General features: G+C 62.5%; 15 protein-coding genes and 2 pseudogenes. All 17 read right to left on the minus strand.

Going from position 1 to position 12,956, the window contains the following annotated elements; translation table 11 throughout:
• Positions 1–120, minus strand: a pseudogene (locus N430_RS30120) (IS110 family transposase); the annotation flags it as partial.
• Between the two features lie 310 nt (positions 121–430).
• Positions 431–913: a lysis system i-spanin subunit Rz gene (locus N430_RS27220; RefSeq protein WP_371922805.1), complete on the minus strand. Its 483-nt coding sequence runs from the start codon at positions 911–913 to the stop codon at positions 431–433.
• Positions 910–1,458 (minus strand): glycoside hydrolase family 19 protein, encoded by a 549-nt coding sequence (locus N430_RS27225; RefSeq protein WP_110639808.1) that lies wholly within the window; start codon positions 1,456–1,458, stop codon positions 910–912. Before N430_RS27225 ends, N430_RS27220 begins: the two co-directional genes overlap by 4 nt.
• Before the next feature lie 27 nt (positions 1,459–1,485).
• Positions 1,486–2,520, minus strand: coding sequence for a phage late control D family protein (locus N430_RS27230; protein ID WP_110639807.1), 1,035 nt, complete (start codon positions 2,518–2,520; stop codon positions 1,486–1,488).
• 4 nt (positions 2,521–2,524) lie between these two features.
• Positions 2,525–2,731 carry a tail protein X gene (locus N430_RS27235; RefSeq protein WP_110639806.1) on the minus strand — a complete coding sequence of 69 codons (207 nt, stop codon included), beginning with the start codon at positions 2,729–2,731 and terminating at the stop codon, positions 2,525–2,527.
• Positions 2,706–3,551, minus strand: a complete 846-nt coding sequence (locus tag N430_RS27240; protein WP_110639805.1) for a phage tail protein — start codon at positions 3,549–3,551, stop codon at positions 2,706–2,708. Before N430_RS27240 ends, N430_RS27235 begins: the two co-directional genes overlap by 26 nt.
• Before the next feature lie 9 nt (positions 3,552–3,560).
• A complete protein-coding gene (locus N430_RS27245; RefSeq protein ID WP_110639804.1) occupies positions 3,561–5,297 on the minus strand; it encodes a hypothetical protein in 1,737 nt (578 codons plus the stop codon).
• A 125-nt stretch (positions 5,298–5,422) separates the two neighbouring features.
• On the minus strand, positions 5,423–5,725 hold the full coding sequence (locus tag N430_RS27250; protein WP_110639803.1) for a phage tail assembly protein: 303 nt from the start codon (positions 5,723–5,725) through the stop codon (positions 5,423–5,425).
• Positions 5,726–5,735: 10 nt separating this feature from the next.
• Positions 5,736–6,245 (minus strand): phage major tail tube protein, encoded by a 510-nt coding sequence (locus N430_RS27255; RefSeq protein WP_054885338.1) that lies wholly within the window; start codon positions 6,243–6,245, stop codon positions 5,736–5,738.
• A gap of 13 nt (positions 6,246–6,258) precedes the next feature.
• Entirely contained in the window at positions 6,259–7,425 is a 1,167-nt protein-coding gene (locus N430_RS27260; protein ID WP_110639802.1) for a phage tail sheath family protein, read from the minus strand.
• 179 nt (positions 7,426–7,604) lie between these two features.
• The gene (locus N430_RS30125; RefSeq protein ID WP_371922806.1) at positions 7,605–8,885 is read right to left on the minus strand and encodes a pyocin knob domain-containing protein; all 1,281 of its coding nucleotides are present in this window, start codon (positions 8,883–8,885) and stop codon (positions 7,605–7,607) included.
• A 303-nt stretch (positions 8,886–9,188) separates the two neighbouring features.
• Positions 9,189–10,019 (minus strand): annotated as a pseudogene (locus N430_RS29815) (phage tail protein); the annotation flags it as partial.
• Positions 10,012–10,620 carry a phage tail protein I gene (locus N430_RS27270; protein ID WP_110639800.1) on the minus strand — a complete coding sequence of 203 codons (609 nt, stop codon included), beginning with the start codon at positions 10,618–10,620 and terminating at the stop codon, positions 10,012–10,014. The pseudogene N430_RS29815 and the gene N430_RS27270, both read right to left, overlap by 8 nt.
• 1 nt (position 10,621) lies before the next feature.
• Positions 10,622–11,503: a baseplate J/gp47 family protein gene (locus N430_RS27275; protein ID WP_110639799.1), complete on the minus strand. Its 882-nt coding sequence runs from the start codon at positions 11,501–11,503 to the stop codon at positions 10,622–10,624.
• On the minus strand, positions 11,500–11,826 hold the full coding sequence (locus N430_RS27280) for a GPW/gp25 family protein (protein WP_110639798.1): 327 nt from the start codon (positions 11,824–11,826) through the stop codon (positions 11,500–11,502). The genes N430_RS27275 and N430_RS27280 overlap by 4 nt, the downstream gene beginning before the upstream one ends.
• Before the next feature lie 72 nt (positions 11,827–11,898).
• The gene (locus tag N430_RS27285; RefSeq protein ID WP_110639797.1) at positions 11,899–12,459 is read right to left on the minus strand and encodes a phage baseplate assembly protein V; all 561 of its coding nucleotides are present in this window, start codon (positions 12,457–12,459) and stop codon (positions 11,899–11,901) included.
• The gene (locus N430_RS27290) at positions 12,456–12,953 is read right to left on the minus strand and encodes a hypothetical protein (protein ID WP_110639796.1); all 498 of its coding nucleotides are present in this window, start codon (positions 12,951–12,953) and stop codon (positions 12,456–12,458) included. The genes N430_RS27285 and N430_RS27290 overlap by 4 nt, the downstream gene beginning before the upstream one ends.
• Between the last annotated feature and the right edge of the window lie 3 nt (positions 12,954–12,956).

Genomic DNA, 12,956 nt, shown 5'->3' on the forward strand with positions numbered 1-12,956 from the left:
TTTGATTTCGAGCTTGGAGTTTTTGAGCCTGATGATCTCATCGCAATCATCGTGATGAATCACCAGTTCAGCTTTTGCGACATCCGCACCCACGATCAGCTTTCCAACCTGCATTGCCATGGGAGCCACCTCACGTTATGGTTTTTCGGCTTGAAGGGGTTTCACCAAGAGGCGCTGGCTTGCTTCTATCGTCGCTTGCAAACGATGCATTCTTTATCGGCGCTTTGGTGGAAGGGGTGGGGCGATGTCTCCCACGGTCTGTACTGCTGCGAACAGTCAGAATCGGGCATTTAGTCCCACCACCCCTTCAAGTCTAACCATACAAGCGGGCTTGCCCGCGATGCGCCGCGCGGGCGGCGCTCGATCTCACAGGCGCTGGAGCTTTCAAGGCATGCATATCCCACAGGCGCTGCAGAACCCAAGGCCTGAACTAAGGCCCCCCACGCACCTCCCGCACATAATCCTGACAAGCCCGCAACGCCATCAACCCCCGGTCTCCTTCATCGGTGATGGCGACAATTCGTCGAGCATGCGCCGGCTCAAGTCCGGCGCGTACGGTTGCATGATCCACGCCGCCGGCGCCGGAGGTGGCAGGCACTGTGCTGCAGACTGTGTCGCGCTCGACCAGGACCGACAGGCGCAGATCGGCAGTAGCAAGACGATCCCGCAGGCGAGCCTGAGACTGCTGCGCATCAGCAAGCTCCTTGAAATGACGGGTTTCACTTTCATCCAGGCGCTGCTCAAGTGCTTGGCGCTGCTCACGCTCGACGAGCAGCCGGGTAGCCTCGGCAGCGGCCTGTGCTTGCGCCAGCTGCGCTAGTTGCCGCCCGTAGCGCCAGCCCTGTATCTGCCAGGCCAGTGCTGCAGACAGCATCAACAACAATGCACCAAGGCCAAGCTGCAACCGGCTCAACACAACACCTCGCGCGCCCGCGCCCAGAGCTGGAGGCGATCCTCAAGCCCATTGAGCCCACCATTGATATGGCGCGTGATGCGGTTGAACTCGCCGCGGTCAGCCAGGGCATTGAGCCCACGCGAATGCCAGAACCACGCCGCCGACTCGCAGGCCCAGCGTGGCTGTTCGAGCAACTGCGGTTGCGCCAGCAGACGCTCGTCGCCGAACAGCGCTCGGCTGCAGGCCTGATAGTTGTTGCGCCCGGTGACCTGGATCAGGCCGCGCCCGCAGTAAAACTGGCCATCGCCATCGGCCTGCGGCGTGTTGCCCAGGCGCAAGGCCAGGCTGCCGGTGTCATAGCGCGCCAGGTAGCGGTCGTTGCCCAGCTCCTTCACGTAGCGGAACTGGCCGGACTCATGGCCGACCTGGGCGATGAACGCCGCCACACGCTTGGGGTTGTCGATTTCCCAGCGTGGCAGGGTGACGTTCAGTGCCGAAATAAAAACGCCCGCAACGGGGCGGGCGTTCGGCAAAATCTGTAGCAATTGCGTTTCTGTGAGCATGTCTGACACTCCTTCCCTGTATCGTCCTCAAGCCTTGATCGCAGCCTTGCGGCGGGGCGTTGCGCCCTTGGCCTGTACCTTGCCCGCCTTGCCGCCATTGCCCTGCAGCGTGGTGCGCCAGCCCGAGGCGGTGAACACCTGCTCCACCGAATCGATCTGGTATAGCCCGTCGAGGCCATCGACAAAACCCTGCAGGTCGATGCTGCGCTCGGCGAACAGGTCGGTGCGCCCAGGCAGGTCGAGGCGCACCTGGGCGGTGCCGCGGTTGAAGCTGGCCAGCCGCGCCCTGGCCGCCTGCTCGGCGGCGGCGCGGCTGGGGTACAGGTGACGGTCGGTGTGCACCGGCCGCTGGCCGTCCGCAGCGCCGTCATTGGCCAGCTCGACCGTCATCAGCTCACCGCTGGCACTGTCCTGGTGACGGGTGCGCACCGCCTTGCGCGCGGATTTGTCGTCCAGGCGGAAATACCACTGGCTGACATCGCTGCGGGCAATAGCGACTACATCCAGGGGCTTGCCGCTGGCGCTCTGCCCGCCCTGGCGCGGCAGCACCAGCAACTGGCCGTTGGCGAGCTTGGCGGTGCTGTCGTATTGCAGGGCCAGGCGGGTGATGAAGTTGAAATCCGATTCGTTGTACTGATCGACCCGCGGCACCAGGGTGAGCACCGGGCAGACCGCCTGCCAGCCATTGCGTGCGCCGATTTCAGCGACGATGCGCTGCAACGGCACGGCCTCCCAACTGCCGCTGCGGATGGTCCGGCCCGTGCCGCGCAGGTCACTGGCCTTGCCACGAATCACCAGGGTGTCAGGCGGGCCGGACAACTCGACCTCATCGACGGTGTAACGCCCCAGCCGGATCAGCGGCTGGCCGGCGTACCCCAGATGCACCTCGAGCAACGCGCCGCGCGCGGGCAGCGCCAAGGCGCCGTCACGGGCGTCGATGCGCAGTTCGAAGTCGTCCGACTCCATGCCCGGCTTGTCGGTGGTGCGCAGCAACAACAGGCGGTCGTTGATCAGCGCAGTGATGTCCTTGCCGTCGGCCTGGATGCGAAATTGCGGTTGCATGGCATCAGTCCCACAGCTGCACGACGTTGGCCTGCGCCAGCGCCAACATCGGCAAACGAATCATCACCCCGCTGCGAAACGGCTGGGCCTCCTCGGCCAGCCCCTGGTTGGCTTGCAGCACCGCTTCGACACTGCCGTCGAGGTGCCCGTAATAGTGGTGGCAGAGGGTATCGAGCACATCGCCCTCAGACGTTTTGCAGGTCTTGTCCATAGCTGACGAACTCCAGTGAGAAGCCTTGTTTGCGGGGAATGCCGCCGGCCAGCAAGGCGCCCTGGTCTTCCTCGATGCTGGTCAGGCACCAGGTACCGAGCACTTCGCCGTAACCGGTGGTCAGCGACAGCGGCAGCAGCTGGCGGCCAATGCCGCGCAGGGCCTGCAACTGGCCGAGGCCACCTTTGAAACCGGGGAATATCGCGCCGTGGATGCTGATGGTTTCTTCACCCAGGCTGACCGCCTGCTGGGCGTTTTCCCGGCTCAGGCGCTCCTGCCCCGCCCAGCGAAAACGCGTTTGCCGGCGCAGCTGGTCGAAGGCGGCGGTGTCGAGGTTGAAGTAGTAAGGCGCGGCGTTGGCCTTCAAGGGTTGCAGCACCAGCAGGTGCGGGAACGGCTTGATCGCCTCGGCTGCCGGCGTGGCCTCGGGCGCGAAGCCAAAGGTCGACAGCACACCCTTGGCCACCGCCTTCACATCACCGATCACCCGGCGGATGGCCGCGCCGGCCTTGCCCAGGTGCTCGGCAAAGGCATCGACCTGGTCACGCACCTTGCGCACCACCGCCAGGGTCTGGTCGTACTTGGCGATCACCTTGTCGACGCGCTGCTTGGCCGAGTCGATGGCGCGCATCGTGCGTTGCAGGCGCTTGCCGATTTCCTTGCCGATCCATGGCAGGGCTTCGAGTTCGGCGGCCGCCTCCTTGGCGTGGCCGACCGCCTGCTGCATCGGGTCGAGCATGGCGTCGGCACGCCGACGCCCCTCCTCGCCCGCCTTGACCAGTGCATGCAAGCCGCCTTGCAACTGTTCCAGGTAGGTCATGGGTCCTCCTCAGGGTTGGGGTTGATCGGCCATCTGCACCGAACGCGCCTGGCGCATCAGGTCTTCGAGCATGCGCCGGGCGATGGTTTCCAGTTGTTGCAGGGTGGTCGGGTCGTCGAGGCTGTTGTTGAAGGTCACCGGCATGTTGGCGGTGAAGGTGAATTGCTGGTTGATGGTGGGAGACACCGCAGCCAGTAACTGCTGTGTCGAGGTCGCAGCTGGCCCAGCGCTATCCTGAGCACGGGTTGCCTGGGCGGGAGAGTTCACAGAGTCCGGCCTTCCTCCAGGCGCATCTTTACCGGTGACAGAGGCCACGGTCTTGCCGAGCCAGCCACCTGCGAATTCACCCGCCATACCGCCGAATGCCCCACCGCCCAAGCTCCCCAGCGCACCACCTACGGCGGCACCGATCACTGTCCCTATGCCTGGCACCACTGAGCCGATCATGGCACCGGCTGTCGCGCCACCTAGCCATCCGGCAGAAGATCCCGCCAAAGTGCCGCCCAACCCGCCGACAGCCTCGCCATAGCCCTCCAGTTTTTCTGCGGGCGTGCTATCACTCTGGTAGGTGTCGAGTAACTGCAATGAGGTGTCCAGCACCGCAGCCACTGGAACGGGTTTGAAGAATTTTCCAACCGATGGCAGCTGTTTGCCTGCACTGTTCGAAGAAAAGAACGGTGCAACCTGGGGTTCAGATTGACCCTCGGTCACTGAAGACGCCTCGCTGTCATGAGCCGTGGGGTCTTCATCTTCCGTGAGCAAATTGAACAACCCACCACCGGCTCTGTCTCCCACAGCCTCGCCAATCAGGCCGCCAGCTTCGGCCCAGCGCTTTTGTGCGGCCTCGTCCTGCTTTTTCTCTTCAGCCTCTTGCGCTGCCTGCTGCTTAGCGGCCTCTCGCTGTTCCTTGGCATGGGCTTTACGTTGACCTTTTTTTGTGCGCCTGGGTTTATTCGCAGCCGCACTTTTACCCGTGCCTATGACCTTGCCGAGCGCTTTACCTCTGAAAAGCATGGCTCCCAAAGCGCCCAGCACACGGCCACCAAGGTCGCCGAGTGCAGCACCGGTACCGCGTGCCATTTCTTCACCGTCCTCACCGGTGATCACTGCCTTGGCAACCTTGGCCAATGTCTGGGCACGGTTCTCCCGCCACTCCGTCAAGCCACGTTCGCGTATCGCTCGCTGTTTTTCCGGCGGCTGTTTGCGGTAGGCGCGAACGTACACCGTTCCAAGTCCCAGTGCTCCAAGGCTTCCGGCGGCTATGGCAAGGCCTTTGCCAAGGGTAAGCGAGGTGCCACCGGCATCCGCTCTGGGCACCTGCGCGGGTACTTTCAACTTACTCGCTGCGGGGGCTACCTGCCCTTGCACGACAGCGTGCCATTGCTGAAAGACATTGATCGTTATCTGGCCAGGCAACGGTCTAAGCCGCGCCAACCCGGCAATCACCCGATCCAGCATCAAATAGTGCTGACGCAAACGCTCGACGGCCTCGGTCTCATCGCCCAGCCGGGCGATCTGGTCTTCATGTTGCTGTTCCTGGTCCAGCGCCAGCTGGCGTTCGACCTGGCGTACCTTGCCGAGCTCCAACCCCAGTCGGATCACCTCGCCGATGAGCCGGCCTAGCCGGGTGCCGTCGGCCTGCCTGCGCAGGCGTTCGACATCCCGGCGCAGCAGGTCGATGGCCTGGCCCAAGGGGTTGATGACGGTGACGCCGAGCCCGAGGGTGAACACCTGTGTGTTCGCCATAGGTTCCTCCTTGTCACGGCGCGAGCCACCAGACCATGTCGCCATACGACATGGTCATGATTTCGCTCGCGGAAAAGTTCAGCTCCTTGGCCAGCCGCCTGGCGGCGGCCTTCTGCCGGGCCGGGTCAAAGTTCGTCGTCCTGCACCAGGCGAAAATAGCCGCTTTGCAAGCGGCTATAGTCCTTCAGGGCAAGGCCTTCGAGGTCCTTGATGCCGACCTCGGCCAGCGACGCGAACAGGTTCAGCTCGCGCTGCTCGTCGTCGACGCCGCCACCGGCCTGGGCATTGCGGATATCGCGCACGGTCGGTGCGCGCAGCGACAGGCTGTCGACCTGCACACCGTTGGCTTCGCTGGGGCGCGACAGGCGTACGCTGACGCGGTCGGCACTCAGGGTCAGCCACTGTGGCTGCTTTTTCGCTTGAGCCATGGTCGCCCCCTTACAAGCCGAGTGCGGCGCGCTGGGCGGCCAGCTGGTCGACGCCATCGATCACGCGCTTCATGCCCAGTGCATCGATCTCGTAGAGCAGGCGGCCATCGACTTCCAGCTTGTAGTAGCTCAGGCCGACGCTGTGCTTGATCTCGGCCTTGTCGCCGGACTTCCAGTCGCCCATGTCGATTTCCTTCAGGGTGCCGCGCAGGGTCACCACCACCGGAGTGATGTTGCCCTTGAGGCCCTTGAAGGCGCCGCGGAAGGTACCGTTGAAGCCGCTGCCATCGGCCAGGCCGAAAAATTTCAGCGCTTCACGGCGCACGCCGGTGGTGGTGAAGGCCGCTTCCTGCTTCTCCATGCCCAGGTCCATCTCGACCGGCATGTCCATGCCGCCGGGGCGGTGTTCTTCCATCTTCAGGGTGAGTTTGGGCAGGGTCAGGCTGGGTACATCGCCCTGGAAGCTGACGCCATCGACGAACAGGTTCAGGTTGGCCAGGGTTTCGGGAATCATTGCCATGTAAGTGTGCTCCTTAAGCAGCGGAATCGAGGACTTCGGTCAGCCACTGGTTAGTGACTTCAACGCGGAAATTGGGGTTTTCGGCAGGCGGCACGTCGGTGAAGCGGATGTTCCAGTACACCTTGCCCTGCTCCAGCTGGCTGGCGGTGTTCAGTTCCGGGTCGGCGAAGACCTCGAAGTTGATGATCGCTCCCTGGTTCTTGAGGTCGCGCATGAAGGCCTGCAGGCCCTCGGTGACATCCTTGACGTAGGTGGCGGTGATGGCGCGATCGACAGCCCACTTGTGACCGTAGAGGATCGCGTCCATGACGATGTCCATGGTCCGCACGCGGGTGACGAAGGCCCATTTCGGGTCGCTGGACAGGGTGCGGTTGCCCCACAGGCGGAAGCCGTCGTCGCGGATGATGGTGGCGATGTTGGCGTTGTTCAGCAGGTTGGCGCGGCAGCTGTCGTCGCCATCGAGGAACTCCACCGGGCGGGTGGTGCCGGTGATGCCGACGAACTCCTTGTTCGACGGCGAGGCCCAGAAGCCGTATTCGCTGTCGGTCCAGGCGAACAGGCCGGCGACCCAGGCCGAGCCCGGCGCATCGACGGTGGCCTCCTCGCCGTTATCGAAGTACTGCACGCCCGGGTCGACCAGGAAGGCGCGCTTGGCGCCGAAGTTCTTGGCATAGTCGATGGCAGCTTCGTCGGTGGTGTTCGGGCCGTCGATGATGGCAATACCGCGCAGCTTGTCGGCCAGGGCCACCAGTGCGGTACCGACTGCCTGGGTGGCGCTGTGGCGCGGGGCTGCCAGCAGGCGTGGCTGGGCGTTGAAACGGCTCTTGCCGTCGAGCAGCGCCTGCAGACCGGTACGCTTGCCGTCGGCCTGCACACTGCCGATGATCGCAGCGGTCTGCTCGGCGGCATCGTCCAGCTTGGCCACGCCACAGGCGACGATGACTGCCTTGGCGCGGGTGAAGATTGCGCGGCAGGCCTTGGTAATGGCAGCCTTCTCGCCGAACGCCGCGACGGCTTCACGTTCGCTGGTGATCAGCACCAGGTCGTTGGCCTTGGCGGTGGCGCCAGCACCTTCGGTGAAGGTGTCGACCAGGCCGATGATCGAGGAAGAAGGCAGCGCGATGCTGCGGGCGCCGGTGTCGACGTTGGTCACGGTGACGCCGTGGAAGAATCCACTCATGTAGGTTTACTCCAGGTTCAGGTACGAAAAGGCCCTGCGGGTGCAGGGCCTGGAAGAGGATGGTGCGTAAATGCAGCGTTCCGGTTTACGGGACGCCAGGGAATAGCCTCAAGTAAGTCCGGCGCAATGCCGGCCTTGAAGATGCTTGAGCTTGTTAAAGCCAATGCTATTTCAGCGCCTCAATAGCCAATAGCCCGCCATTGAACAATACGGGAGTCTGCAAGGTTGTTATCGCAGAATGCTTGACCGTCAAACCCCGACACACTGGAAGCGCCAATACTGACAGATTGGCGATTTTGTCGGTAATAGGAAATCTTGTCGTAGTTATCAGTATTAATACCGATACTTGCAACTACCGACAGACAGGCGTTAGGAAATTGCAACGGGAATACGGTATCAATATTCGCGGTGGCAATGCTGGAAGGAAGCAAGATTTTGCCCCACTGTTCGATGATCCCATTCGGATTTCGCGCCCAGCCCACCCCTGCCTTGAGTGACGAGTATTCCGGCGAATTGGATAACCCACCAGCAATCACCGTGTAGATGCCATCCGCGGCACACATGAGCATGATAGGCGGTTCGTTCGTCCCGATACTGACAGCGTCATATTGCCTGGAGCCCAAGCTGATATAGCTACCTTGACTGGCAGCTTTCAGAATAGTGATTGTTCCCTCACCCGACCCCACGGATATCATGAACACCGAGCCTACGGCGATTCCCGAAGAAGGTAGAGACAGCGATCCGCTCCAAATGGCCGGGCCACTCATGTTAATGAGTCGGCCAACTTGATCTGGGCCAAGCGTAGCGCCGGACGACACCCCCTGAATTTGCGATGGCAACACCAGTCCCGCTTCTTTGACGAACTCGGTAGTCGCCAGTTGCTTTGACGCGTTCCCCCTGGCAACTGTAGGCGCTGTCGGGGTACCGCTAAATACAGGGCTTGCCGTCGGCGCCTTCAGTGTTAGAGCGGCATCTACCTGGGCTTTTGTGTATCCATCACTGATACCGTAGCCCGCCAAAGTTGTAGATTTTGCCGCCTTGGTCGCCAATGTATTGGTGACAGTTGTCGCAAAGTTAGGGTCATTGCCTAACGCCGCCGCCAACTCCTTCAAGGTATCAAGGGCCGCAGGTGCAGAATCCACCAGGCCCGCTACAGCATCTTGAACAAACTCCGTGGTCGCAAGTTGCTTGGAGTTACTGCCCTTGACCGCAGTAGGTGCTGTAGGCACCCCACGCAACGCAGGCGAATCTGTAATGGCAAGCTCCGACCATTTGGACCAAACATTGGAATAACATGATCGGCTAAAGACTTGTCCGGTGTTGTAGATGCAATACGCCTGAGTGACGATTGCCACATTCGCCGCCTGGACCAGTAAAGTTCCGGCCACGGCAGCGGGGTAGTTCAATGCAAGCGTGGCGTTAGTATTGGCTGGCTGCCCATAGGAACCTGGCGTGACCATGGAGTTGAGGTCTGTACCTGACGGTATGTTGCTCGTAGACACGCCATAACTACCCCAACCCAGCTGACCGATCACTCGCTGTACGAAGTTGGTGGTAGCCACTGTCGTATCATCACTGGTCAGCAAAGGGGTAGGTGTTTTTACCGATCCCGTGAAGGTCGGGCTAGCCAGTGGTGCCTTCAGTGCTAGCGCAGTATCCACCTGAGCCTTGGTGTAAACATCTGTCAACCCATACCCGGCAACAGTGGTCGGGTTAGTGGCTGCGGTCACCCGGCCGTATTTATCCACCGTCACGCTGCGATAGGTGCCTGCTGTCACGCCACTTCGACCAAAAGCCATCTCGAATGTCTGGGCTGTGATGCCCAGCGAAACAGGATTATCGGTCGTGAGCTGCCAAGCGCTATCGCCATTGGCTGCACCCTGTTCCACCAACACCAGCAGCCCAGGTGTTACCTTGGCATCGGTATCGGCATCGCTGCTTCGGTTCCATGCCCCTGCCGCTGCCACGTAGATCCCGTTGTCTTTGCCCGCAGTCTGGTTTTTCACCAACACCCGTGCGCCGGCCGCCACTGCAATACCATCAACAGTTTGCAAACCCGTCAGGGCAATGTTCGCCGTAGTCGCTGCCAGCACAGAATGCTTGAAATCCTGCTTTGCCAGCTCCTCTGTAACCCACTCCCGGGTAGCCAGCACCACCGCCGGATCAATCTTCAGCTGCACATTGCTGGCACTGCTCACCACCAGGTTCATCCGCACCACCTGGGTACGCCCCGAGCCCTGGCTCAACAACGGTTTGTAGGTCGGCGCACAGTTGGCCACAGCCACCATGTCGCCATCGGCATCGTAAAGCGCGATCTCGCGAATCCACTTGCCACCTACATCCGCAGGAATAACCTGTTCGGCAATGATGATCGCGCTGTTCTTGTCATCCACCTTCAGTTGGTTCAACGGCGCGCGGCGCCATTCGTTGATCAGGCTGGTCTGGCTGGCGTTTGGAGTGGGGTCGGAGCCGTTGGCATCGCCAACCCCCATCTGGGTGATTTTCCAGGCAATGCCCAAGGCATCGGCATTGGCCTGTTTCGCCGCGCCCACATTGGTGAGGATGGCGTAGAACTGAGAAGTCTGGTCAACCATGTGCAATGTCCAAGGTATCGATTGTATGTTCGCGGCCGCCCCGGCCTACGACGCCAATGACCTCGATGTCACGTGGCGTCAGCGGGTAGATGTCCAGTTCGTCGCCGTCCTGGATCGCGCAGCCGACATGAAGTGCGCCTCGGCTTTCGAGGCTGATCACCAGGCCGGTCAAGTGGCGGCTGACTGGCCGGGCGTCATCGATCAGCGATGACAGTTCCTGGTAGGTGCTTTCGCTGATGCCCGCATCGGAAACGCCGATTTTCAGAGCGAAGGTGCCCGCCTGTGCGGGTGGCGTGGTTTGCCACCACTCCTCCACCTCGATCAGGTAGCCAAACGGTTCCACCACCCGCCTGAGCGCACCGAGGGTGCCTTTGTGGGCGTGAACGAAGAACGCCGAACGGATCACCGAGCGCTTGATCTCGTCGCTCCAGCTGTCCTCCCAGCGGTCTACCGACCAGGCCCAGGCCAGGTGATAAAGCAGGTGCGCGGGGCAGCTGTCCGGGCTGTAGAGCAGGCGCAGGCTGACTTTCAGGTCCTCATCGGCCGCCACCTCGATGGCCCGCTCCAGCGCTGTGCGGTTGAGCGGCAACAGGCTCTGCATGTCAGCCTCCCCGCTTCAAGGTGAAACCGCTGCACCACGCCGCCTGTGCTTTGCTCGGGCGAATGTCGGCCCAACCGCTCAGCTCGACGCGACTGACACCATCGATATGCAACTGGGCATCGATGCCTGAGCGGGCAACTTCCACACCCAGCCGTCGCCTCGGGTTGATCCAGGCTTCCAGGCGGCGCTGGCACTCGGCGAGGATCGCCTCGTACTCCGGGCCGCTGTCGGCCAGGTACAGCACGGCATCGATGCGATAGGGCAGGATCTCGGCACTGCGCACATTGACCCGGTCGGCCACCGGGCGGATATCGTCGTCGTTGAGATACGCGGCCACCTGCGCCAGCAGCTCTGCGCTGGCCACGCCATCAGCCTCCAGGCCTAGCACGGTGACATCCACCACGGCCGGCGACGGGCTTTCGGCGGTGGCGTCAGCCACCTGCCCCGAAGCGTTGCGGGCATGCAGGATGTAACTGTTGCGTGGGCCTGCAGTGGTCAGGCCTTCGTAGACCAGTTGCACCCGCTCGCGCAGGGCATCGTCCGACTCCAGCAAGGCCTCGACGGGCGGGACGCTGGCCAGGTCCTCGGCCTGGATCACCAGGCGCTGCAGGCTGACGTTGGCCGCCAGCTGGTCCAGGTCACTGCCCTGGGCGTAGGCCAACAGCAACGCCTTGGCGGCGTCATTGATGCGAGCCCGGTTGAGCAGCTTGCGGTAGGCACCGACCTCAAGCAGCTTGGTGACAGGGTCGCTCTCCAGGTTGGCGGTCCAGTCGTCGCCCAGGTATTCGCGGAAGGTGTCCAGATCGGCCTGGTAGAGGGTTTCGAAGTCAAGGTCTTCCAGCAGCTGTGGTGCTGGCAGCGTCGACAGGTCGACCTGGCTCATACGCTCACCTCCACCATGGCTTCGTCGCCCAGGTAGCGGCCACTCAAGGCCAGACTGACCTGGCCGTCGAGCATGGCGACGACCTTGACCCGCTCCAGCTGCAAACGCGGTTCCCAACGGCCCAATGCACGCGCTACTTCGGCCTGAACGGCACTCTTCCAGCCCTCGTTGACCGGCAAATCGACGAAGCGCCGCAACTGGCTGCCGTACTCCGGGCGCATGCGCCGACTGCCCAGCGGTGTGGTGAGGATGTCTTCGATGGACTGGCGCAAATGATCGATGCCGGCCAGCGGCTGGCCGCTGCGGCGGTCCATGCCGATCATGGTGCACCGCCCTGCTCATGGGTATGCATGGCATTCTCCTGATATGAAAAAGCCCGCATGGGCGGGCTCGATTCAGTGTTTGTGATTGGCCGTGTTGCCGGCGGTATCGATGATCCGCCCACCGCCGTTGATGTCGCCGCTGACCTGCAGTGGGCCGTCGACCGTGACCTTGCCAGTAAGGTTGATCGTCGTCGCTTGCAGGCTGATCGCACCCTCGCTGACTTGCACGGTGCTGGCCCCGACCTTGATGGTCGCGCTGCCACCAGGCAGCTCGATGTCGTAGTGGCTGGCCTGCCAGTCGTAGCTGAGCGAACCACCGTCGGCGAAACGCCAGACCTCGGCATGCTCGCGGGTGTCCGGCGCACTGCCGGCATTGCCATACAGTCCCGGCAGGAAGGTGCCCTGGGCCGGCTCGCCACTGGGGTTGAGCAGCACGCCCTGCTCGCCCAGGCTGGGGGCTCGCCAGTGCCGCGCCTGGCCAGCAGCCTGGGCGTGCCAACGCAGCCAGGCGCTGGTCCAGCCGCTACCATCAGACACCCGCACCCGGGCGGCGGCAAGGTCCACCGCCACCACCCGGCAGGGAATGACCAGGCACGCCAGCATGCGGTCATGCATGGCGCTGACGTAGCTCATGACAAGTCCTCTGGGGCGATGTACTGCGCCTCATTACCCAAACCGATATCGGGTGCGAAACCCAGCACCAGGCTACCGGGCGGCTGATCCGGCCAGTTCCAGCGTACCTCGCCAAGCAGTACCGGCTGGTCCCAGCGCACGGTCCAGGCGCTGCCCTCGAACTGCGCCTGCACGTTGCGGCTGGCCTCGACGAAGTCCAGTGCCCAATGCTGCTGACGCAACAGGTCCATCAGTTGCGCGGCAAGCAGGCTGCCCTGCAGTCGCGCATCGGGGTTGGCGCTATCGGCGGTGATGTCCGCCTCGAAGGTGGCAATCAGCACCGAGCGGCCATCGCGCGGTGCTGCATCTGCCGTCATTTGCACGATGCCGTGGCGCAGTGCCGGTCGTTCCGGGGCATTTCCTACAGCGGTATAGGCATCGACCGAGGCCAGTTCCGGCATTGCCTCACGAATGGTTGCGGTCACGGCCGCATGCAAAGTGGCCAGTTCGCTCATGCA

This window comes from Pseudomonas sp. CC120222-01a (genome assembly GCF_003097235.1).
Taxonomy (GTDB): Bacteria; Pseudomonadota; Gammaproteobacteria; order Pseudomonadales; family Pseudomonadaceae; genus Aquipseudomonas.

What these genes read in the sequence shown, in the direction of transcription:
- N430_RS27290 (WP_110639796.1), bottom strand. Translation starts at nt 12,953, where the DNA reads ATGAGCGAACTGGCCACTTTGCATGCGGCCGTGACCGCAACCATTCGT.
- N430_RS27245 (WP_110639804.1), bottom strand. Translation starts at nt 5,297, where the DNA reads ATGGCGAACACACAGGTGTTCACCCTCGGGCTCGGCGTCACCGTCATC.
- N430_RS27280 (WP_110639798.1), bottom strand. Translation starts at nt 11,826, where the DNA reads ATGATCGGCATGGACCGCCGCAGCGGCCAGCCGCTGGCCGGCATCGAT.
- N430_RS27270 (WP_110639800.1), bottom strand. Translation starts at nt 10,620, where the DNA reads ATGCAGAGCCTGTTGCCGCTCAACCGCACAGCGCTGGAGCGGGCCATC.
- N430_RS27230 (WP_110639807.1), bottom strand. Translation starts at nt 2,520, where the DNA reads ATGCAACCGCAATTTCGCATCCAGGCCGACGGCAAGGACATCACTGCG.
- N430_RS27225 (WP_110639808.1), bottom strand. Translation starts at nt 1,458, where the DNA reads ATGCTCACAGAAACGCAATTGCTACAGATTTTGCCGAACGCCCGCCCC.
- N430_RS27260 (WP_110639802.1), bottom strand. Translation starts at nt 7,425, where the DNA reads ATGAGTGGATTCTTCCACGGCGTCACCGTGACCAACGTCGACACCGGC.
- N430_RS27250 (WP_110639803.1), bottom strand. Translation starts at nt 5,725, where the DNA reads ATGGCTCAAGCGAAAAAGCAGCCACAGTGGCTGACCCTGAGTGCCGAC.
- N430_RS27255 (WP_054885338.1), bottom strand. Translation starts at nt 6,245, where the DNA reads ATGGCAATGATTCCCGAAACCCTGGCCAACCTGAACCTGTTCGTCGAT.
- N430_RS27235 (WP_110639806.1), bottom strand. Translation starts at nt 2,731, where the DNA reads ATGGACAAGACCTGCAAAACGTCTGAGGGCGATGTGCTCGATACCCTC.
- N430_RS30125 (WP_371922806.1), bottom strand. Translation starts at nt 8,885, where the DNA reads ATGGTCACGCCAGGTTCCTATGGGCAGCCAGCCAATACTAACGCCACG.
- N430_RS27285 (WP_110639797.1), bottom strand. Translation starts at nt 12,459, where the DNA reads ATGAGCTACGTCAGCGCCATGCATGACCGCATGCTGGCGTGCCTGGTC.
- N430_RS27275 (WP_110639799.1), bottom strand. Translation starts at nt 11,503, where the DNA reads ATGAGCCAGGTCGACCTGTCGACGCTGCCAGCACCACAGCTGCTGGAA.
- N430_RS27240 (WP_110639805.1), bottom strand. Translation starts at nt 3,551, where the DNA reads ATGACCTACCTGGAACAGTTGCAAGGCGGCTTGCATGCACTGGTCAAG.